Genomic DNA, 22,798 nt, shown 5'->3' with positions numbered 1-22,798 from the left:
AAATGCAACAGCCCACAATATCCCTGGTAACAGTGTGTATGAACAGGCTTCATCATTTGCGGCAGACATTACCCCGTAACATCGCCGATAATGCAGATTGCGAAGCATTGGAATTTGTAGTGCTTGATTATAATTCAACCGATGGCCTCAGGGAATGGATCACGGATCACATGAGGGCATATATAGATAACGGCCGACTCCGGTATTATCATACGCTGGAGCCGGACTGTTATCACCCGGCCCACTCGCGTAATATGGCTTTTCTGCTGTCGAAGGGCCAGTTGCTTTGTAATGTAGATGCCGACAATTTTACGGGCCGGGGATTTGCCTCCTATGTGAACAACCGGTTTTGTGAAAACCCCAACAGTATCCTCATCACGTTTGGCGGCCGGCAACAACTGGCGCCCCAGGATGCTTATGGCAGAATAGGTGTGCACCGCCGCGATTTTATGGCGGTAAACGGATACGATGAGGCCATTGATCATTATTGCGGCGAAGACATTGACCTGGCCAAACGGGTGATGCAGTTGAACAGGCAACCGGTAGTGATTGAAGAAGCTGCGTTTTTGCAAACCATTGCCCACGCCGATTCGGAACGGATAGGGCAAATGCCTTTATTGCGAAACATCACCGCCTGTTATCTCATGCCCGAAGCCAACGGATTTTCGCGTGTGCTGTTTCTTTTTCACAACCACCGTTTTGTATTAGCCACTTTGCGCGGCGATGGCCGGCAAATGACGCCCGGCTGGCAGCATTCGGTCGATGAAGGCGCTTATGAATGGAAAGTAAAACAGTTGCAGCTGTGCTTTGACGAAGGGTTTTCCTGGCAGTTACAGCAACATGCCGGTGATCAAACACTTTCCTTCTTTTCTTCAAAGCCGCCGTTCTTTTTATACCGCGTAACCTGTAAAAACAGTCTCGGCAGCCTGGCCATTCAATACATGCTACGGCATATAAGGGCACCTAAATTCGAAAACCGGCTGGTGAATGCAAACGGCTTTGGCAAGGGAACTGTATTTCACAATCTGGATTATACAAGCATGATCAAAGTATGCAAAGAAGCGGTTGCACCGCCTTCAAACCAAACCATTTTTTATGAAAGAGAATCTACAAGCTCAAAATAAAATCAATGCCGGTTCCTCCAACCCGGCTACCTTACAAACGCCGGCGATCTCCCTTCCCAAAGGCGGCGGCGCTATCAGGAGCATCGATGAAAAATTTTCTGTGAATGCCGTCAATGGCACTACGGCTGTACAAGTGCCACTGCCATTTTCGTCTGCCCGCGGATACAGCCCTGCCTTTCCGCTCAGTTATAATTCCGGCGCCGGCAATGGTAGTTTTGGCCTTGGCTGGGAAATGAGCCTTCCTTCAATTAAAAGAAGGATGTCGAAAGAACTGCCCCGGTATGACAATGAAACCGATACTTTTTTACTGGGTGGGGCAGAAGACCTTGTGCCCGTCTTTAAAAAAGACGGTGCCGGTACGTTTATTTCAAACGGTGACGGCGGGTATGTAGTAGACGAATTTTTATCTGCAGATGGAAACTTTCTGGTAAGAAGATACCGGCCCCGGATAGAAGGCGTGTTTGCCCGTATCGAACGCTGGATGGAAAAAAGCAGTGGTATATTGCACTGGCGGGTCATTTCTAAAGAAAATATAACTACCGTTTATGGACTAAACGAAGAAAGCCGGGTGGCCGATCCCCGGCAACCCCTGCACATATTTGAATGGCTGATCAGTTACAGTTATGATGATAAAGGCAATTGTGCTGTTTACGAATACAGGAAAGAAGATGGAATGGGCATGCCCCTGCATTTGCACAACAGCAACCGCCTGAATGGCAATGCACCTTTCACGCATAATTACCTGAAAAAAGTAAAGTATGGGAATATCGCCATGTATAAACCGGGTGATCAGTTTCCCGCGCAATTTATGTTCGAAACGGTGTTCGACTATGGCGAACATGCCGCCGGTGCGCCGTGTAATGTGGAAACAAACTGGTCATTTCGCGCAGATGCGTTCAGTGAGTACCGGGCCGGTTTCGAGATCCGGAACTGCCGTTTGTGCAGGCGGGTATTTTTGTATCATTATTTTAATGAGTTGCCCGGGGGTTCGGCGCTGGTGAAGGCCCTGCACCTGCATTATGGCAATAACGGCGCCGATGGCTTTACCTTTTTACAATCGGTTATTACAACCGGTTATACCAAACATGATGATGGAAGCTATAGCGAAAAATCCCTTCCCCCATTAAGTTTTGAATACAGCACGCATAACTGGAATGTGACCCTGAAGGATCTGCCTGCAGGAAGCGGGGTACATGCCCCGGTTGGTATCAACGAACCGCAGTACCAGTTTATCGACTTGTATAGCGAAGGATTGAGCGGTATTTTAACCGAACAGGCGGAAGGCTGGTTTTATAAACATAACGAAGGGTATGGCCGGTTTACCCCGGCGCAAATGATAGCGGCCAAACCAAACATGCGGGGATTGGGCACAGGGAGGATCTCTATACGGGATCTTGAAGCAAACGGTATCAAACAACTGGTAAGCTGGAACGATGAGGCGCCCGGTTTTTTTGAAATAAGCGGTTCAGGCAACTGGATGCCATTTGAAAGTTTCAGGCAAATACCCCATCCCGATCTTAATGACCGCAATGGCCGGCTCATTGATCTCGATGGCGATGGGCAGGCCGATCTGCTTATCACCGAAGACAATGCCTTTACCTGGTATCCTTCATTAGGAAAAAAAGGTTTCGGAAAGGCATTAAAAACCGGTAAAACGTTTGATGAAGAAAAAGGACCCGCCGTTGTTTTTGCCGATGCCATGCAAAGCATTTTTTTGGCGGGCATGAGCGGCAGTGGTTTAACGGATATTGTCCGGATCAGGAATGGCGAAGTTTGTTACTGGCCCAACCTGGGCTATGGGCGCTTTGGGGCAAAGGTTAGTATGGACAATGCGCCGGTTTTCGATGGGCCCGATTTGTTCAACCCCGCCCTCATCAGGCTGGCCGATATAGATGGTTCCGGAACACCGGATATAATTTACCTGGGACAAAAGGGCGTAACCATCTACATGAACCAGCAGGGCAACCGGTTTGCCATTGAACCCAAACGTATAACGGTGGCGCCGGAAGGGGCGAAGCCGGCAAATTGCCTGGTAGCAGATCTGTTGGGTACCGGACTTTCCTGCCTGGTGTGGAGCAGTCCGTTGCCGCAACACCAAAACGCGCCGCTTCGGTATATCGATCTTATGAATAGTGAAAAGCCGCATGTATTGACCGGCTTTAAGAACAATCTCGGAAAAGAAGTGACAATAAGTTATAAGCCATCGACCCATTATTATATTGAAGATAAACTGGCGGGAAAGGAATGGATCACCAAACTGCATTTTCCCGTATACTGTGTCTCAAAGGTGGTGACGTTCGATCGCATTATGAAAACCCGTTTTGCCACCGAGTATAGTTATCATCATGGCTATTACGATCATCAGGAAAAGGAGTTCCGTGGGTTTGGCCGGGTAGAACAAAAAGATTCAGAACATATAGCTCATTTTATACAGGAAAGTAACGGAGCGGCCAATAATGTGGTGGATGCCTCCCTGCATCAGCACCCGGTACTTACAAAAACATGGTACCATACCGGCGCTTTCCTTAACCGGCAGCAAATTTTCAACCAGTACGCGCATGAGTATTATCAAAATACCCTGGCGCCTGAAAAGCAGCTTCCGCAACCCCTGGTGCCCGAAGCATCGGATACCATTGAGTGGCAGGAAGCGTTGAGGGCCTGCAAAGGAACTATGTTGAGAAAAGAGATTTATGCGCAGGATGGCAGTGCGCAGGAAATACATCCTTATTCCGTAGAACAGCGTACCGCAGCCATCGTTTGCCTGCAGCCGCGGGCACAGCTGCCCTATGCTGTATGGCTGGTGCATGAAAGGGAATCCATCACTTATCATTATGAACGAAACCCGGCAGATGCCCGGGTAACGCAGCACTTTACCCTGAAAGTAAATGATTACGGGCAGGTAGAGCAAATGGTTTCCCTGGCCTGTAAACGAAGGGCCCCTGCCACGGATAAACCCGAACAGGAAAAAATATATTGCAGCTATCACATTAACACGTACACCAACAGCGTTCACGCCGCTTTCGATTACAGGGTATCCACACCCTGGCAGCAGCTTACTTACGAAGTGAATGGACTGCCCCCGTTCACAGGTTACCTTTCCCTTGAAAACATAAAAAGCTATTGCACCATTGCCCCCGTTATCCCGTACGAAAGGCCATTTGATGGTTCATTGCAAAGACGGCTGATTACGTATTCCCGGATGCGGTTCAGGGGCGATGACGGCATAACGGTGTTGCCTTTCGGTCAACTGACGGCAAAAGCGCTGCTGCATCAAAGTTATTCCGCAGCAGGTACCCCCGCCGTAATGAACAGGTTGTTGAGTGAAAAAATTCCCGCTGCTGAACTGCATTCATTACTGCAGGATGCAACAAAGGGCGGTTATGTGTATATGAACGGTTATTACTGGGTGCCTTCCGGAACCAAACAGTACGACCGGGCGCATTTTTATGTAATTACTTCGGTAACCGACGCATTTGGCAATACAGGTACCATTGAGTACGATGCCGGGTACTGTTTGTTTGTAAAACGTACCACAGACGCCCTTGGCAATACCGTACAGGTAAAGGAATTGCCCGGCAACCGGCTGGCGTTTAATTACCGTACTTTATCGCCCTGGATCATGCAGGACGTGAACGATAACGAAAGCGCCGTTCGCTTCGATGAACTGGGTAACACCGTACGCAGTTTTATCATTGGTAAAAGAGGCGTTGATAAGTGTGATGAAATTGATGAAAGTAAAGCCGAAATAAAAGATGCACAGGATCAGCCAACCGCGGTTATTGAATATAGCATGCACGACTGGCTGGAACAAACCAATGCACCGGATTTTGATATCGATAATTACAAACCCAGGCCTGCCTGGTCAAAAGTACGTACCCGGGAAACGCATTATCATGCCGATGCGGCCCATAATACCCGCTGGCATGAAAGCTATTCATATTGCGATGGCGGCGGCCATGAAATTTTAAAAAAATCGCAGGCCGAACCGGGCCTGGCCTTAAAGGTACAACCCGACGGAACTTTGATAACGGTAGATACAGGCGCCGCTTTGCGATGGATAGGCAATGGCCGAACCCTCCTGAACAATAAAGGCAATGCCGTAAAACAGTATGAACCCTATTTTAGTACGGACCCTTCTTTTGATGATGAAGGGGAAATGGTACAGCTGGGCGTAACCCCCGTGTTGGAATACGACGCGCTGGGCAGGGTGATAAAAATTACAAATGCCGATAAGAGCATTTCCCGTGTGGTGTTTTCGCCGTGGATGGAGATGCATTATGACGCCAATGATACGGTGCTCGATAGTGAGTGGTATGCTGAAAGGGGTAGTCCCGACCCTATGGGCCCCGAGCCGGACGGGGCGGCAGCAAGGGCTGCCTGGCTTTCGGCGAAACATGCCCATACACCCGCAATAAAACACCTCGATACATTGGGCCGGCCGTTCCTGACCATTGCAGATAACAATGGCGAATTGCTGGCCACCAGGGTAATACTGGATATGCAGGGAAAAGAACTGGCCGTGCAGGATGCCCTGGAGCGCACCGTTGTTTCCTTCGAATACGATATGCTGGGAAACAGGTTGCAGCAAACCAGTATGGATGCGGGCCGGCGGTGGATGATAGCCGATGTTGCGGGAAGACCGCTTGTTTCCTGGGACGACAGGGGGCATCAGTTTAGTTACCGCTATGATGCATTGCACCGGCCGGTAGCCTCTTTTGTGCTCGAAGGCGACCGCCCGGCTGTTATGTATGAACGGTTGGAATATGGTGAGTCGATGCCTGCGGCAGCAGCCAAAGCGGCTAACCTGCTGGGCAAGGTGCGGGTGAAATATGATCAGTCGGGCTGCCTGTACTACCGGGCAAACGACTGCAAGGGCAATGCCATACATACGGCTAAGCGGTTTGCCGTTGAATACAAAACAACCATCGACTGGACGCATCCGGAAGCGGTGGCGGTACAGGACGCGGAATATGAAAGCCGCAGCCTGTTCGATGCCATGAGCAGGCCGGTGACCATTACCACGCCTCATAGCGCCGGTATGACGCCCAGTGATATTTACCCGCAGTACAATGAAGCGAACCTCCTGAAGTCAATAGCGGTAAAGCTGCGGGGCGCACCGGAAGCGACGTTTTTTGTAAATGCCATTCATTATGATGCAAAAGGGCAGCGAACAGCTATTTTGTACGGCAATCAAACCCGAACGCAGTATACTTATGACAGCCGTAGCTTCCGGTTGCTGCGGCAATGTACCACCCGTAATGCCGGTAACGTTGTACTGCAGGATATGCATTACGTTTATGATGCCGCCGGCAACATCGTTCAAACCGGTGATGCGGCGCAGGCGCCTGTATTTTTTGATGGCGAACAGGTGATGGCCCTGAATAAATACGAATACGATGCGGTGTACCGGTTAATAAAAGCGAGCGGCCGCAAACATGCCGGTCAAACCGATATCAATCATAACCGGCCAGATAATAATTACAGGAACCAACCTTTTATTTCTTCAACGGTAATTGATCCCAACGATGCCAATGCCTTTCGTAATTACAGGGAAGAATACACGTACGATAAAGCCGATAATATGCTGGCGCAGCAGCATACGGCCAGGAACAGTTCCTTTACCCGCACCTTTACTTACGAAGGCAACAGCAACAGGCTGGCTGCTACCCGGGTGGGGGATCTTGAATACAAATACATCGATATGCCCAATGGGGTCAACTATGATGCGCATGGCAACATGCCCATAATGGAACAGGTGCAGCAGTTGGTTTGGAATTTCAGGGATGAATTACAGCAGGCCGGCCTGGGAGGTGGCGGAAAGGCCTGGTACGTGTATGGTAACGACAGGCAACGGGTACGAAAGATCGTTGAACGGCCGGGTGGAATAACCGAAGAAAGGTATTACCTGGGTATACTGGAGATCTACAAAAAAACATCGGGGGCAGGAACCATTATAGTTGAAAGGGAAACCCTGCACGTGATGGATAACCAGAGCAGGGTAGCTATTATTGAAACGCCGGTAATTTTGCCTGAAGGCAGCGAAGAACAACAGGCGCTGCGGTACCAGTATGGCAATCACCTGCGGTCTGTTGGTATGGAGCTCGATGACCTTGCCAATGTCATTTCAAGGGAGGAATATTTTCCGTTCGGAACCACGTCTTTCAGTACCATTGATGCCAGCCGGGAAGTACCGGCTGCGCGATATCGTTATACGGCCAAGGAGCGTGACGAAGAAACCGGTTTGTATTATCATGGCGCCCGGTACTATAGCCCCTGGCTTTGCCGCTGGGCTTCGGCTGATCCTGTTGGCATTGCAGATGGGTTAAATATCTTTATCTACGCAAGGAACAACCCCGTTCTGTTGCTCGACCGGAATGGGGCCACCTCGGGGCCGCCGGATAATGATGATGGCGATTTGTTGCGGTATCTGTATGCAGAAGCTGGTTTCAGGTCTGGAGCCGGAAAGCCGCTTAATTTTAGCTCAACCAATTCCAGTCCGGCCGGTACGGCCGCTCATGCCGAAGCAACCAATGTGATCGGCGATATGCAAAGTACAGGAGTCAGGGGGTCAGATCGCATATATAGCGAAGTTCGTGTTGTGGGTGGCGTTATTACGCAAATTGGCGGAACTCCGGGCGGACCTAAAGGATCGCATAATATAGATGTGGTAGTGGCCCGTCCCGGTTCAACGCTGTCGGTAGGCGGAGGCATTACTACCGGGAATGCGCAATTGATCGGTGACCTGAAATACGGAGGCGGTACCATCGATACCAAATACAATGTATACGGGGTGCCATTGGTAACCATCAATAAGGACTACCAGGGCGGTACGGGGCCCGGGGCCTCCACAACGATTGCCGCCCCGGCTGCGCCGGCGGCATCAACCCCTGTTGCGGCACCAGCCGCTGCCCCTGCAGCAACAGCCGCTCCCGCAGCAACGGGAGCGGCGCCTGGAACGGGAATGTTAACGACAGCCAAAAATGCTGTAAAAGGCGCAGTATCATCGGCAGGATCGTTCGTTGAAAAAAATAAAGGCATCATCGGCAGCGGAGCGGCGGGTATGGCTGCCCGGGCCGTTAGCATGGGCCAAACGACCCTCACGGTGGCTGCAAGAGCCTTTATTCCCGGAGTAGCCGAAGCCATGGATGCACATGCATTTGTAAGGTCGGCAGGCGGCGTGCGGGTAGTTGCTCAATCGGCGGTGCAACCAATCGTAAACACGGTGCGGGTTGCAGCGGCGGGCGCAGCATCGGCCCCGGCAGCTGCAGCGGGTACCGCTTTAGCGGCAGGAGTGGTTGGTGGGGTAGTGGGTGATGCGGTGGAGCCGCATATAACCGGAGCAACCGGTAGCCGTACGGCCGGTGTTGCTTCAGCAACGCTTGCAGGCGCAGCATCTGGCGCATTGATCGGTGCGGCCATTGGTTCTGTAGTACCCGGGCTTGGTACAGCGGCAGGTGCGGCTATTGGCGGCGCTGCCGGCGCCATCGGGGGCTTTATAGGAGCGTACTGGTAATATGCCTTTATGAAAGGCACGTGTGTTCGTTTGGTTAATAAAGGAGTTCATACATACGGTTCTGAAAAAAGAGGCCATCGAAAGGTGGCTTCTTTTTTGTGCATATAATTCGGCAAGGCAGAAGGCAGCTTCAATCGGTGAGCAATACAGCAAATACTCAGCCCCCCGCTCGACCAACAACCAGCTTATACCCTTTGCCATGCACATTCAGGATGCTTATGCGCGGGTCTGCCTGCAACTTTTTCCGCAATTTCGAAACGAACATATCCAGGCTCCGGCCAACGATAACGCCTTCGTCTTCCCACACTTCTTTCATCAACTGATCACGATCTATCACTTCCTGCTGGGCGCAGGCAAATACATGCAACAGTTTGGCTTCTTTGGCTGTGAGCATAATGATGGAAGAACCAGTTACCAGTTGCTGACTTTCCCGCAGGAAAACCAGGTTACCGATAGCAATACCGCTCGATGCCGGAACTTCCTGTTTAATTGCTTCCGGCGGCAGATCGGGTTGAATGTTTTCCGGTCCCTGACCATCTGTCGTTAATCCGGTTAAGGCAACCGGGGCTGGCATATTGCCTGGCTTGCCGGCAGTACTTCTTTTTCTTATATAAAATACGCGGAATAATAAACTTACCAGCATAGCCCCCAGGCTGCCTGCCATCAGGCCGCCTGAAAACGGGTGCATACCGGCTGCCTGGGTTTCCGTAAACCTGATCCGGATCTTGTAACAGGATCTTTCCTGCAGCCGGCCCAGGCAGGGTACTACATTGCGGGCACTGTCTTTGTAGATCTGGAATCCGAAGATCACTTCGGCCGGTGAATCGCATTGGATCACTTCCACCAGATAATTGGCGGGCAGGCTGTTGGCCGCAATTATCCGGCGCACAGTACCCACCAGGCTATCGGTAAAAAAGGTAAAAGGCGCCGCAAACCGGATCAGGTATTCCCTGTTCGCCCGCTCTTCCACAGGGAGGACGCGGGAGGAAGAATCGCCGGCCTGTAACAGCAATTGATGGCCGATCTGCCTGATCACCAGCTTTTCAGTAGCCTCATCAGTAGCGGGCAGGGTAGCGCGGCCCCGGATGGCAGTCCAGGAAACAATGACTATAAGGGCGGTGCCAATTGCCAGCAGGGCTTTCCAGCTCATACTTAAAATTACGGCATTCCCGGCGCGCCACGGTGGCGCCGGCCACATTTTACATTCGTTTACAAAGTTTTTACTACGCTTTTACCACTCCGGCGCCCGCACAATGTAGGTTTGTATCACAACCCGGGTTTGCTTTTTTCCGCTTTCATCATCACAAAAATCAACATCTTATGCGGTCAATCTTATTGTACGTTTGCGCATCCTTGTGCCTCACCGGCGCCATTGCCTGCCGCGATCGTTCCGGGGCGGCTGTCGACGCTCCCGCACTTGCTATTGCCTCACCGGCGCCTTCCATCCCGGCAGGAAGGGTAGTGGGCTATTCCCTTGTTATACCGGAAAGTTTTGTCAACTGGAAAGGCAATTCTGTTGTGGGAGGAAATGGACATCAGGGTTATATCAAACCCCGCACGGGTACCCTGGCTTTCGATGGCGCCGGCGCTATTGCCGGCGGCTATTTTGAACTTGATATGAATACCATTACCCTTACCGACAAGAAAGACACGAGCAGCAATAACGGGCTGGTATCGCACCTGAAAGACCCTGACTTCTTTGATGTGAGAAAGTATCCCAAGGGTACGTTTCAACTAACCAAAGCAATTAAAGTTTCGGGCGATTCTTCTTATTATATTACCGGGCTACTGACCCTGCGGGCCATTACACAGGAGATCCATTTTCCGGCCACCATCGTCAAAAAAGGGGAGGATCTTGTTGCCACAGCGTCGCTCATAATTGACCGTACGAAATGGGGCATCACGTACCAGTCGGGCAGTATAATGGGGCTGGTAAAAGACGAGTTGCTGGAAGACCTGGTACCCATATCGCTGGTTTTACGGTTTCACAGCAATAGTAAGGCCTGTTAAAAAATCATCGGCTTAATTGGCCCGGTCACCAAAAGCTTCACTGAAAAGTGGAGTTTTTTATTGTCAAATACCGTTAGCCACCTTAGGGCTTCAGCAGCGCATCGATCATGCCATTGAAGATAAAATAATGAAAAGGGAGTACGCTGTACCAGTACAACCGGCCCCAAATGCCTTTGGGCCGGAAGGTGGCGGTCTGAATAAGACTACATTGGTTGTTTTCCTGAACGATCTGAAACTCCAGCCAGGCTTCACCAGGTAGTTTCATTTCAGCAAACAGCAGCAGGCGTTTGTTCGTTTTATCGGCTACCAGTACCCGCCAGAAATCCAGTGCATCGCCACTGGATATGCGTAAAGGGCTGGTGCGGCCTCTCCGGAGACCAACTCCCCCAAATGCTTTATCGAGCAGGCCACGGATCTTCCAAAGTGCGTTACCGTAATACCAGCCTGTATTGCCTCCAATGTTCCATATCTTTTGCAGCACCGCCTGCTCATCGCCAGTGATGGTGCGGCGCCGGGTATCTTTAAAGCAACCGAATACCGGCACTTCGATATTCCTGATGATCTGCGGGTTGGCATTGGAAGCGCTGAAAGCATCTTTCCAACTGCTGATCACTTCCTGCTGTTCAATTTTTTGAAAAGCCAGCGATACCGCCTCCCTGTAGGTAAGCAAAGTAATGCCCAACTGCTGTGCAAGGTCGTTAGGCCGGCATACCACATCTACCTTCATGCTATCTACCAGGTTTACTGCCAGGGGGTAGGAGGTTGAGGTTACGAAGTACAGCCAATAGCTCGATAACCGCGGTGTCATCACCGGTACCGTAATTATATGTCGATGCAGGCCGCGCACGGCTGCAAACTGCAACAGCATTTGTTTATAGGTAAGAACGGTGGGGCCGCCAATATCGTAATCCTGGTTGAATGTTTCTTTCCGCAAAAGTATTCCGGTCAGAAAACCGATTACATTGCGGATACCGATCGGCTGGCATTTCGTGTTCAGCCATTTCGGAGCCACCATTATGGGCAGCTTCTCCACCAGGTCGCGGATGATTTCGAACGATGAACTGCCTGAGCCAACTACAATACCGGCTCTCAGTACGGTCACCGGCACTTTGCCCATCCGCAGTATTTTTTCAACCGCCAGCCTCGATGATAAATGTCTTGAAAGATGGCTGGCATTCACGATGCCGCTCAGGTAAATAATTTGCTGACAACGGGTATCTTCTGTCAGCCGCAGAAAACTGGTGGCAGCCTGTTGCTCTGCCATTTCGAAGGAAGGCCCTTCCCGCATGGAATGGATCAGGAAAAATGCCACGTCAATGTCTTCGGGAAATGTCACCTGCGGGCTGCCTGGCGAAAAATCGGTTTCAATGATATTTACGCCGGCTGGCAAATGACTGGTATCAAAACGTTGCCGGCTTCGCACACAGCAGGTAATGCGGTGTCCCAGCTCAACCAGTACCGGGGCCAGCCGTTGACCAATATAGCCATTCGCTCCAGTGATCAGTATATGCATAACTTGTTTTATTCAGTGTCAGATGCCATTGGGCAGGAAGCAGGTTTGGGACAGGTAACCGCGATAGTTCATATCGTACAATAAATTATTTATTGAGGTACCAGATGGAGGCATTCAATACGCCCGCAAAACTTACCCATGCCAGGTAAGGCCATTGCAGATTGGCCGCCCTGCCCGATACCCGGTAAAACTGGCGGATCATAAGAATGATGAACAACCACAACAATACAATATCGGCAAGGGCAACGCCAATCAAATGAAAGCGGAAAAACAAAATGCTCCACCAGAAATTCAAAAAAAGCTGTATGATAAACAAAATAATGGCCTGCTTCTTTTTCACAGAGGAGGGTTCGCGAATTACCAGGTAAAAGGAGATGCCCATTAAAATATACAATACGGTCCATACAGGGCCAAACACAGCATTGGGTGGGTTAAAAGAAGGTTTGGCAAGGCCGGGATACCAGGTTTGTACGTTTTGACTGGTCACATAGCCCGATATGCTGCCAACCGCAAGCGGCAGCCCGATACAAAGTAAGATGGTCAACCATTTATTCATGTCAGCTCTTTTTACACCACCAATTTACCGGCCATCGAAAACGGTTTCTACCTGCTGATACCGGAAATCAAATATGCCTTTCAGTTGTTTTTTTACAAAAGCCGCATTGGCAAGTTTTCCCAGTAAGCCCAATGGAAGTTTATAATGCACCAGGTCGCGCATTTCAACACCTTCAGCTGTTTCCTGAAGAAAGTGCTTGTGGTGCCAGAAAGCATAGGGCCCAAAACGTTGTTCATCTACAAAATAAGCCCCTTCCTGTACATGCGTGATCTCTGTAACCCAGTGCAGTTTGATATTCAGCACCGGCTTCACATAATACTCGATGATCTGTCCCGGGTACATATGGTCATTGTTTTCTTTGCTAAGCACTTCAAACCCCAGGTAAGGCGGCGTAAGCCGGGCCAGATTACGGGGGTTGCTCATAAATGCCCATACACTGGCCAGGTCGGCCCTGATCAGTTGTTTCGTTTCTATGGTATATAACAATCTCTGTGGTTTTGTTTTGTTTAACAAATTTAATAAAAAGTTGAACAATATTGGTATATGTTTGCAACGGGGAAAAAAATAGAAACGATCGAAGGTTTGTTCAAACAGGTTATGGAAACCCCTGGGCTCTACCTTAACGACGACAGCCTCCGCGGCACACCCCGCCCTGTGGCAAAGATGTATGTGGAAGAATTTTTCAACGGGCTCGATCCGGCCGGTTTGCCGAATATGACGCCCTTTGAAAACAAATACAGGTACACAGCTGCCCTTCGTTAAGCCAGCGGCCGGATATCCCTGCTGTTGTAATTGCCGGCTCATTGCGATCTTACCATTCAGTATTTTCGTACATTACGCCCTTCATTATTTTGACCGGAAAAAATCAGCAGCATGGAAACCTTCAGACTCATTGCGATCATTATCTCACTGGCAGCCATATTGGCTTATTTGAATATACGTTATCTGAAACTGCCGGCCACTATAGGGTTGATGGCCCTTTCCCTGATGCTTTCACTGGGGATGTTGTTGGCCGGCTCGGCCCTTCCGGTGACGGGGTATCTGAAATCGGTTGTGCTGAAGCTCGATTTTGCCGACTTCCTGCTCGATTTTATGCTGGGTTTCCTGCTGTTTGCGGGCGCATTGCATACTGATATTAGCAGGTTACGGCAGTACCGGGGCCCCATCATAACATTTGCTACCGTAGGCATTATGTTGTCAACGCTAATAGTAGGCGGTATCGTGTATTTCATATTACCGTTATTTAACCTCGATGTTCCCTTTATACATTGCCTTCTTTTCGGGGCCCTTATATCGCCAACCGATCCCATTGCGGTTTTATCGATCCTGAAGAAAGCGGGTATATCGCCAACCATTGAAACACAGATCACGGGTGAGTCGCTGTTCAACGATGGTATTGGCGTGGTGGTATTTTTAACTTTGTACAATATTGCCAGCCAGGGAATAGCCGAAGTAACTACCAAAGAAATTGCGTTGCTGCTGGTGAAGGAGGTAGTGGGGGGTATAACGCTGGGCCTGCTGCTGGGTTATATTGCGTACCAGATGATGAAACGCATCGATCACTACCCGTCGGAAGTGCTGATCACTATTGCCGTGGTGATTGGCGGCACCACGCTTGCACCGATATTTCATTTTTCAGGCGCATTGGCCATGGTAGTGGCCGGCTTGTTCATTGGCAATAAAGGCGCCCGGGAGGCCATGTCTGAGCAAACCAACCACTATATCCACATGTTCTGGGAAATGATAGATGAAATACTGAATGCCGTCTTATTTGTATTGATCGGGCTCGAGTTGCTGGTAATACCTTTCCAGATCACCTACCTGTACATTGGGCTGGCCGCTATCCTGATCATTATTATTGCGCGCCTGCTTTCACTCATTATACCATCTTTCATTTTCAGGTTCAAATATGAATTTCCCCGAAGTACTTTTATTATCATGACCTGGGGCGGGTTAAGGGGCGGTATTTCCATTGCACTGGCACTGTCGCTGTCTTCGAACATGCACCGGCATTTGTTTGTACTGGTGACCTATGTGATCGTGTTGTTTTCCATTCTCATACAGGGGTTAACGCTCGAGAAGGTGGTGAAAAAACTTACCAGATAGTGTGTTCCTGCGGGGGTATAGTTTTTGCAAATTCCTATAGTAGCGGCAACGCTTCCGATCCCTGTATGCAATAATCACCGGTAACTAAACATTATCATTATGAAAAGACACATCAAGGGTTTAAAGGGTTTCACGATCACGGCAACGGATGGTGAACTGGGAAAAGTGAAAGATCTTTATTTCGATGATAAAAGCTGGACGATCAGGTATTTTGTTGTGCAAACCGGCGGCTGGTTGTTTGGCCGCAAAGTGCTGATCGCTCCTCAGGCCATTACCAGGCTCGACTGGAGTAACGAAACCTTTGTCAGCAACCTCACCCAGCAACAGGTGAAAACCAGCCCGGATATCAATACCGAACAGCCGGTTTCGCGGCAGCAGGAAATGGAATTATATAAACATTACCCCTGGGAACGGTACTGGGCCGGCGGTCTTTGGGCCGGGGGCGTAGGTACTTCGGGCATGATGATGCCCGGGCCTTCACCGGAAGAAGTGCCCGATCCTACGGAAGGCGATCCGCATTTGCGAAGCATCGAAAAAGTAACGGGTTACGATATCAAAGCCATTGACGGGCCGGTAGGAGAGGTGGAGGATTTTATCGTTGATGACGGCAACTGGAAGATCAGGTACCTGGTGGTGGATACCGGCAATTGGTTCCCCGGAAAAAAAGTGATCATTTCCCCAAACTGGATAAACGAGATCAACTGGGAATCATCTGACGTTGTAATTAAAGCTACTGTTGAACAGGTAAAAAACAGCCCTGAATATGAAACAGATGAATATTTGAACGATGACTATGACCGGATACTGACAAACTATTACGGCCGGTTTATATGATATGGCGCCTGCGGGCGCTTTTTTTATGAAAAGCGTATCTTTTAAATGATAAAATGGAAATGGTGATGCAACAGAAATATATTCACCTGAGGCGGCCCTTTTTTTAATTTGAAATCCGTGCGAAGTGACAACATCAACGTTTGCAATGCATAACGCCCCGACGGTACCGTCGGGGCGGCCCCTTCCATTGAAGTGGTAGTAAAGATGGCGAAGATCCTGGATGTAAGTATTGACGAGTTGGTGTTTGGTGCAGTGACTGAACGCATGGAAAAAAATATCAGCGACCAGGAACTGCTTTCTATGTTCCAAAAAATACAAAAGCTCGAACAGCAGCAACTAAATACTGTAAAGGATTTTATTTCCGCTTACCTGCTTAAAGCTGATCTGCAAAAGAATCTCGCAGGTTCTAAGTAACTAAAAAGCCGCAGCGGGCGCTGCGGCTTTGGTTATTTTATTGCTTCTTACTTCTGTAGTACCAATTTTCCCCTATAACCTTTGATTCTTTAATGTAGTTCTGCCACACAGGATTCGTTACCAGTGATAAATCCCTAACAAAAAAAACCACTCCTCCTTTATTTAGAAAAAACTCCGGATTAATTCCCAATCGCATGCGGTCGTTACTTATTTCTCTAATGTTTAAAGCATCCATACTATTAAGCAACTCTATAAGTAAATCTCTCACACCTGTATTTTGATTTATTGTATCTACATTTTTAAAACGCTCAATCTCGCTTAACCGGAACTGAATTGTATCGCGTTGCAACTTAAGCCCATTATTCCCTTTAAATAAATAACGGTTCGCTTTCTCTCCATTATAAATATGCAATAAAAAAGCACTATCGCCTCGTCGCCAAACGTCAACATTACTAAACCTTTGCATTAACTCTTGTCTATTATCATAAATCTTTTTTGCATCGCTGCTAAGGCCTGATTCATTACAGGCATTCAACAGTAAAAGAAAATTTAAAGCAAAAACTATTTTTATCCTCATAAAATTATTTAATGCCCGGTGTATAGAATGCTTTTGTATTTATCATATTCTCTTTGTTGAAGCATCGGATACTTTGGATTATTCATGTACCCGCTAATAATGGCTCGCTGGTCTGATTTGGAGTCAAATAAACCTGGGCTTCCATAAGTACCCGGCCCAAAATTATATTTCTCCGTTACGTCTCGCCCTCTTCTGCCATTCACAAAATTATTGTAATGAGCTCCGATTGTAGCTAATGGTAAATCTACTTCTAACTGTGCCATTCCTCTGCCCCACAAATAGTTGCCAAAGTCAGCTACATTATAAGCCGTTCCTTCTCTCAAGTAGAACGTATTTTTAAGAAGATTAGGTTGCATCCCATAATCCATTTTACCACCTGCAGTAGAATTTTCTTTTGCATAACTAAACCCTTTCTTTGTGTCTGCGCTGTTTACGCCACTCTTATCCATTTCATTATTAACTAACGCATCAGTAGCCATTGCAATATTAGTTATTTCACCATTCTTGATTGCTTGTACATCGACTGCGGCATCATTAAATTGAAAATTCACACCGTCAGAGTATGTATGAACTTCGTATTGTACCCCGTTCTTTTCATAAGTAGAAGTAGTTGTACTTTTTTGAAAAAATACACCGCTAAACTCTTTCTTCCCATCATCTTGAAATTTCCAGAAACTGCCATCCGGTCTAAAATATACAGCAGTATCACCCAATGGGTCAGTAAATCTAACAGGGTTATTAGCCATAGCCGCATAGAGGCTAATCCTATCAACAGGCTTGGTGTCTAAACTGTGCCAACGACCTATTTGTGGGTCATAATTGCGATAGAAAAATTCGTACGTATTTAAATCGAAATCATTATTCTGTTCTATACCATTAAACTTATGCTTATTCTCAGGCGCTCCAAACCCCAACGCTTTCGAACTTATCCCCGCCATCGTCAACCCAAATGGATAATAATGCGTTTCCTCTAAAATCGGCCCTGGCTTATGGATCACCTGCAGGTTATCAAAGGAGTTTGCGTCTGCGCCGGGCGCACCAATAAAAAAGGACCGCTTACGCAATCCTTTTTCTGAGGTTTCGAGCTACTTCGTTGAACTGTATAATTAATGGATTTATTTTTTACATCGTACATAGATAACCCAAAAGGAAAATAATAAGTTACTTCTACGGGGCAATTATTTTACAAAGTCCAAGAATTTACGATTTCAATAAGTTTTTTATTATTTCTTATTTTTCTTCCATTCAGCATTATTTTTCTGTAACCATCTGTGCATATTATTTCTGGGTTTAATTTATTTGAATAATAGATGTAAAGCTTATTTCTAACATCAATGCTTCCATTTCTTTTCTCATATTTAATGGTTTTTAATAATTGTTTAAAATTTGTAAGGATTAAGGAATCCTCAATATTCTTTTCTTTTATGGACCCTTTTAAATCCTTTTCAAATTCGTTACAGTTTATATCGAATATTGTAAGAATATTACGATTAACATATTTTACAGTTATACGATCTATATGCATTTCCTGGCAAATGCCTTTTTCACAAATTAATTGAATGCTAAAAAAAAGAAACAACAGTTTAATCATAATAATTATTTTAATCAAGGTTTCGGATCCTTTTTTTGATTAATACTTTTTTTAAATTCCCGATCCTTTATTAAAGATTCTTCTACGGCTGATTTAGTTGTTGTAGGACCAGTAGTCGGATAATTATATCCTCCGTGGTTTTTACGGGTTACAAACCCTTTAGGGATCTCTCCTAATGCTCTTGCTGTTTTTTGTTCAGTACCTTCAATTACCCTTTTTTCCTCCTTAGTACCATATTGTGCATCTTTACCATTTGGCGAATTTCTATCAGCTCTCTCCTCGTGCGCTTTTGGATTTTTATTATGATCTACAGCATGATCCAACTCATGATTCAATACGGTTGCAGGAGATAATATAGCATTGTCAACAGAAACACCACCGGTTGGATCCCAGTGAATAGTTTTTGTTTCCGGATCATAATACGAAGCCCCTTCGCTTATTTCCACCACATGAATAGTTCCATCTATTTTACTACTTGCTTCATGGAACAAATCCCCCACATTATGCGCCTCAAGAAAGGTAGTTGCTTCTTGAAATTGGTCTTTAAACTTCGCGGTGGCACCAGGAAAATCTATAGTATCGCCTAAAGGGTCGTTATTAGCTATAGGATTATTTGCCATTGAAGCATAAGGACTTTCAGCCTGGTTAGGCTTGGGGTCTATTTGCCACCAGCGCCCTAATTGCGGATCCAAACATCTGAAATTTGTTGAATATAATTCCAAGCCGCTACCGTCAGAAAACTCTTTGTTTTGTAACTCTGCACCTTTATTAAATTTATATTTATTTTCAGGTGTTCCGAAATTCACCGCCATACTGCTTATCCCCGCCATCGTCAACCCAAATGGATAATAATGCGTTTCCTCCAAAATCGGCCCTGGCTTATGGATCACCTGCAGGTTATCAAAGAACACATCGAGATTGCTCTCGTTGCTGACATACACAAATATATAGCCATTTTTGGGAACTTTAATGTCCTGTAACTGGGCATCGTCAGACCAATGATCCTTCACCACTCCGCTACTGCCTACCCGGCTAAAATTACCTCCGGCGTATTTAAACTGTTCGTCGAGGAAAATATAATTGATATAGGCCTTGGGGATGGTAGTCGTTTCTCCATTCGTGCCCCTGAAAAAAGAAGATGGAATTAGTCCCGTATTCCAGTTGGTTAAATCACTTGCCAGTACACCCTTTGTGCCAATTGCATTGGCAGGAGCACCCAATAGGCTGGCCATCACTGAGGCCAGGTCAAGGACCGTTGAATTGGAATTGTTAACCGTGCCGGTATTTAAAAAATATGACTTGCCGAATATGTCGATCTTATCACCGGCCATTACCTTCATCACAAACTCCAGCCCGGTGCGATTGCTCGTAGCATTTAACCTGTAGAGTTTGTGGCTGCCATCCGTTTGAACCGGGGTGCAGCCAGACGGGTAACTGAGATTCGAGGGCGGATTACCATTATTGTTATAATACAGTTTGGAGTTGGCGACCGATTCCGTTGGCCAGGATGCAATATCAGTTTCCGCCACCACTTTTGTATTGTCAATATTATAGAACTGTTTTTCGTAATTGATCATACTGTTGGCCTGCGGGCTGGTGGTTCCTTCCAGGGTGGCTGCGGGGTAATACTGCGTTTTTTGCTCTTCGGTCAACAGACTCCGGATATTTCCCAAGTGATCTTTGAGCATATAGTCACAAGCCAGGCCGGTAAGCGTATTCGGGCTGGCACTGTTATCATATAGCCCTCTTATTCTGCCTTCCTCATGACCGATAAATTGTAATTTATCCGTATAACCCAGCGCTGTATTTAAAGTCGCATTATTCGTATAAACCTTGCTTTCATAGACAGTACCACCAAGATAAGTAGTGGTTGTAGTAATGGTTATGCCAGTATAGTTAGTACCATTATACATTACTGTTGCCCCGGTTTCGGTAGTGGTTTTTTGTTGTTTATTGCCGGCGGCGTCATAGACATAGGCAATAGTTCCTTTCCCTGTGACGGTAACAACCAATGGAAGGTTCAGGTGATTGTAAGTAATCGAACTGATGGCCTTATTATTATCAGCTATCAGGTTGCCGTTATCATCGTATGTGTAATCATCGCCGGTACCATTGCTGCCGTCTTTAAAGTCACCCAGTTTGCCATTATCTGCGGTAGGAGTTACATTGTCAAATACACTGAGCAGCTTGTTGCTATTGGTATTATAGGAATAAGTCAGTTTATCAATAACGGAAGATGAGCCGGATTTTAAGCCGGTCTGCCACATTTCAATTATATTTCCATTGGCATCATATTTCATGGTGCCGCCCGTGTTCGGGTCACCGCCCATACTAAAATCAACACCCGCATTTATATTAAAAGTCGCTGTGGCGCCGCTACCATCTACATATTGCGTAAAGCCGGCTTTTGTCAATCTGTTCACCGCATCATAGGTGAAGTCATATTTTCTGGTTTGCTGGTCGCCCTCACTTTTCCATATCGTGCCGCCAATATTGCCATTGTATTGCGGCGCAAATGTTCCCTGGATACCGTTTTTATCGTAGCCCAGCTGCATGCCGAAATACCGGTCGTTGTTGGAAGTGGCGGTGATATATTCTTTATTGATGCTGAGCAGCCAACCTCTGATATTGTAATCATATTCCAGGTTCGCAAGCGGTGTACCGGCAGCGGCTCCGGGTTTATTTCCAATCATCTTTTTCTTTAACTGACCCAGGGCATCGTATTCATGTTTGCTGATGGTTGTATAACTGGCAGGCAACGCATTGCCGTTTACATTGGAATTTTGAATTTTTTTGTCGGTTTGCACCAGGCGGCCCAGATCGTCGTAGGTCATTTTGGTAACCGTGACAGTTGTTTGCGTATTGGCTCCCGATTTTACCTGTTTGAATATATTTGCCAGCGGCTGACCAGACCAACTATATTGCGTAGTTAGCAGATCGGCTCCTCCGGTAATGTTTTTGCTTTTCACCTGCACCAATCTCCTCTTATCATCATATAAGTTTACAGTATACAAATAAGTGCTAGTACCCAATACCTTTGTTTCTGTCCATGTTACAAGGCCTTTGGTCAGTGATGACGCGGTAGCGGGTAATTGCTGGGCGTAATCAGGTGACACGTTATAGCTGGTATTGATACCGTAGTTACTGCTGTTATACGAATTATCGATGGCATCAGTAAGACCGCTGGCGGCTGGAATAGCACTGTAATTATCATAACCGGTTTTGGTCAGGTATTCCCAATAAACGGTAGTAGGTGGCGTATTTACCGCAAAAGGATAGGCAGTACTGGCAGCAGCACTTGCAAGATGCTGAACAAATGTTTTTTGTGCAGCTGGTGCATTATATGAATTTAACAACAGGCCTGTTTGTATGGGACGATTTAGTTCGTCATACAAGGTAACCATCCATTTATTGCCCGCCCTGAGCAGTGCGTCTTGTGTCATCACCAACCGGTCCCTTGCATCGTACACCAGGTACACTTCCGTGGCTCCAGGTACTTTTTTCATCACCATCCTTTGGCGCTTATCGTACTCATAGCGAAAACATTGTTCCGCCAGCCAGGGTGTTAGATCCCAATTGGCTGCATCATTCATCAACTTCACGGCCTGCGGCTGGATCACGCAACGTAAGTTATTTAAATCATCATAAATATAGTAGGTGCAAAGCCACCCCGTATGATCCTTACCAGAGCCATCATCTGATACTGCTGTCAGTTGCACTTTTTTAAGGATCACTTTTCCTTCTTTGTCCTTAAACTCGATCACCTGTTTATTGTGCTCATCAACTGTCACATTTTTGAATAACTCACCGGCAGGATAAGTGGAAGTACTGGCATAGGTTCCAAAAGTTCCGAGGGCACTATTGGTTACCGTCCATACCCGCACGACGTCTACCGCGGTGTTGATCCAGTATTTTGTTTTTACCGACCGGCGATTGGCTTCAATTGTCTGCGCCGATGTACCTGCCCAATTGTTACCGGGTGCGAAGTTCTCTTCTGCACGGTTTAAAGGAGAGGCCTCAAATTTTACCTGGCTGTAATAAGTCGTTTCTCCCTGACCTTTAATAGGGCTGTTGGCATGGGTATCACTATAAAAAAACGCCTGCTGCTGAAATGGGTTCAGCTTGAACATGCCATCGCTAATAGAGGTATTGCCCCCGTTGTTATTGGCGCCGAAAGGCAGGTATTTAAATGATTCGCGACCGAACTCATCATACACCACCGGGCTTACCAGGTCAATGGCATTGGCTGCAGATACCGGGTTGGCGCTATTGGTTACCAACGAGCCTTTTTTTACAACTGTCTGCAGCGGCCTGCCCAAACCGTCCAAATATTGGGTGATTTGTCGCACATCCTTTACGTCTCTGGTCATAAGCGTATTGGCATTATCTTCAGGCACCAGCGCATCCCAGGTGCGTATGTAGTTTACGTTGGTGCCCGCCGGGTAGGGGGCAGGAGCTTGAGCGTGGACAGATAGCACACCAGCTATTGCCAGTACTGGTAAAATAAACGCTTTAAACAATTTGCCAGTTATATAAGGCATAGAAAAGATTTATTAAGTT

At 47.3% G+C, this 22,798-nt stretch carries 15 protein-coding genes; 7 read left to right on the top strand and 8 right to left on the bottom strand.

From position 1 onward, the window contains the following. Positions 1 to 2: 2 nt before the first annotated feature. Both A4R26_RS24655 and A4R26_RS24650 read left to right on the top strand, forming a co-directional pair. Positions 3 to 1,124 carry a glycosyltransferase family 2 protein gene (locus tag A4R26_RS24655; protein WP_081169197.1) on the top strand — a complete coding sequence of 374 codons (1,122 nt, stop codon included), beginning with the start codon at positions 3 to 5 and terminating at the stop codon, positions 1,122 to 1,124. Next, the gene (locus tag A4R26_RS24650) at positions 1,096 to 8,637 is read left to right on the top strand and encodes a SpvB/TcaC N-terminal domain-containing protein (RefSeq protein WP_081169196.1); all 7,542 of its coding nucleotides are present in this window, start codon (positions 1,096 to 1,098) and stop codon (positions 8,635 to 8,637) included. Before A4R26_RS24655 ends, A4R26_RS24650 begins: the two co-directional genes overlap by 29 nt. Positions 8,638 to 8,794: 157 nt before the next feature. Here the strand turns inward: A4R26_RS24650 and A4R26_RS35495 are convergent, their stop codons facing one another. Further along, a complete protein-coding gene (locus tag A4R26_RS35495; protein ID WP_207625813.1) occupies positions 8,795 to 9,787 on the bottom strand; it encodes a winged helix-turn-helix domain-containing protein in 993 nt (330 codons plus the stop codon). Positions 9,788 to 9,957: 170 nt separating this feature from the next. On the opposite strand from A4R26_RS35495, the gene A4R26_RS24640 reads away from it, so the two are divergent. Continuing rightward, a complete protein-coding gene (locus tag A4R26_RS24640; RefSeq protein WP_081169194.1) occupies positions 9,958 to 10,647 on the top strand; it encodes a YceI family protein in 690 nt (229 codons plus the stop codon). A gap of 82 nt (positions 10,648 to 10,729) precedes the next feature. Here the strand turns inward: A4R26_RS24640 and A4R26_RS24635 are convergent, their stop codons facing one another. The 3 genes from A4R26_RS24635 to A4R26_RS24625 all read right to left on the bottom strand — a co-directional run bounded on the left by A4R26_RS24635 (position 10,730) and on the right by A4R26_RS24625 (position 13,202). Continuing rightward, entirely contained in the window at positions 10,730 to 12,160 is a 1,431-nt protein-coding gene (locus A4R26_RS24635) for an SDR family oxidoreductase (RefSeq protein ID WP_081169193.1), read from the bottom strand. An 85-nt stretch (positions 12,161 to 12,245) separates the two neighbouring features. Continuing rightward, the gene (locus A4R26_RS24630; RefSeq protein WP_081169192.1) at positions 12,246 to 12,716 is read right to left on the bottom strand and encodes a TspO/MBR family protein; all 471 of its coding nucleotides are present in this window, start codon (positions 12,714 to 12,716) and stop codon (positions 12,246 to 12,248) included. A 24-nt stretch (positions 12,717 to 12,740) separates the two neighbouring features. After that, entirely contained in the window at positions 12,741 to 13,202 is a 462-nt protein-coding gene (locus A4R26_RS24625; protein WP_242675009.1) for an SRPBCC family protein, read from the bottom strand. 57 nt (positions 13,203 to 13,259) lie between these two features. On the opposite strand from A4R26_RS24625, the gene A4R26_RS34665 reads away from it, so the two are divergent. The 4 genes from A4R26_RS34665 (at position 13,260) to A4R26_RS24610 (ending at position 16,070) form a co-directional block, all read left to right on the top strand. After that, entirely contained in the window at positions 13,260 to 13,478 is a 219-nt protein-coding gene (locus tag A4R26_RS34665; RefSeq protein ID WP_133054767.1) for a tunnelling fold family protein, read from the top strand. A gap of 111 nt (positions 13,479 to 13,589) precedes the next feature. Beyond that, complete coding sequence (locus tag A4R26_RS24620) at positions 13,590 to 14,822, top strand: cation:proton antiporter (protein WP_081169191.1); 1,233 nt, start codon at positions 13,590 to 13,592, stop codon at positions 14,820 to 14,822. 99 nt (positions 14,823 to 14,921) lie between these two features. Beyond that, complete coding sequence (locus tag A4R26_RS24615; RefSeq protein WP_081169190.1) at positions 14,922 to 15,656, top strand: PRC-barrel domain-containing protein; 735 nt, start codon at positions 14,922 to 14,924, stop codon at positions 15,654 to 15,656. 204 nt (positions 15,657 to 15,860) lie between these two features. After that, the gene (locus A4R26_RS24610) at positions 15,861 to 16,070 is read left to right on the top strand and encodes a hypothetical protein (protein ID WP_081169189.1); all 210 of its coding nucleotides are present in this window, start codon (positions 15,861 to 15,863) and stop codon (positions 16,068 to 16,070) included. 37 nt (positions 16,071 to 16,107) lie between these two features. On the opposite strand, the gene A4R26_RS24605 is transcribed toward A4R26_RS24610, so the two are convergent. From A4R26_RS24605 to A4R26_RS24590, 4 genes are all read right to left on the bottom strand, one after another. Then, the gene (locus tag A4R26_RS24605; protein ID WP_081169188.1) at positions 16,108 to 16,647 is read right to left on the bottom strand and encodes a hypothetical protein; all 540 of its coding nucleotides are present in this window, start codon (positions 16,645 to 16,647) and stop codon (positions 16,108 to 16,110) included. Positions 16,648 to 16,655: 8 nt separating this feature from the next. Continuing rightward, positions 16,656 to 17,711 carry an RHS repeat-associated core domain-containing protein gene (locus A4R26_RS24600; RefSeq protein ID WP_081169187.1) on the bottom strand — a complete coding sequence of 352 codons (1,056 nt, stop codon included), beginning with the start codon at positions 17,709 to 17,711 and terminating at the stop codon, positions 16,656 to 16,658. A gap of 119 nt (positions 17,712 to 17,830) precedes the next feature. Beyond that, the gene (locus A4R26_RS24595) at positions 17,831 to 18,238 is read right to left on the bottom strand and encodes a hypothetical protein (RefSeq protein ID WP_081169186.1); all 408 of its coding nucleotides are present in this window, start codon (positions 18,236 to 18,238) and stop codon (positions 17,831 to 17,833) included. Between the two features lie 14 nt (positions 18,239 to 18,252). Continuing rightward, positions 18,253 to 22,779 (bottom strand): DUF6443 domain-containing protein, encoded by a 4,527-nt coding sequence (locus A4R26_RS24590; protein WP_081169185.1) that lies wholly within the window; start codon positions 22,777 to 22,779, stop codon positions 18,253 to 18,255. Positions 22,780 to 22,798: the final 19 nt, after the last annotated feature.

Origin of the sequence: Niastella populi (genome assembly GCF_002078015.1) — a bacterium.
Lineage (GTDB): Bacteria > Bacteroidota > Bacteroidia > Chitinophagales > Chitinophagaceae > Niastella > Niastella populi.
Note: the sequence above shows the minus strand (reverse complement) of the source record. Positions and strands in the feature narration are given on the sequence as shown.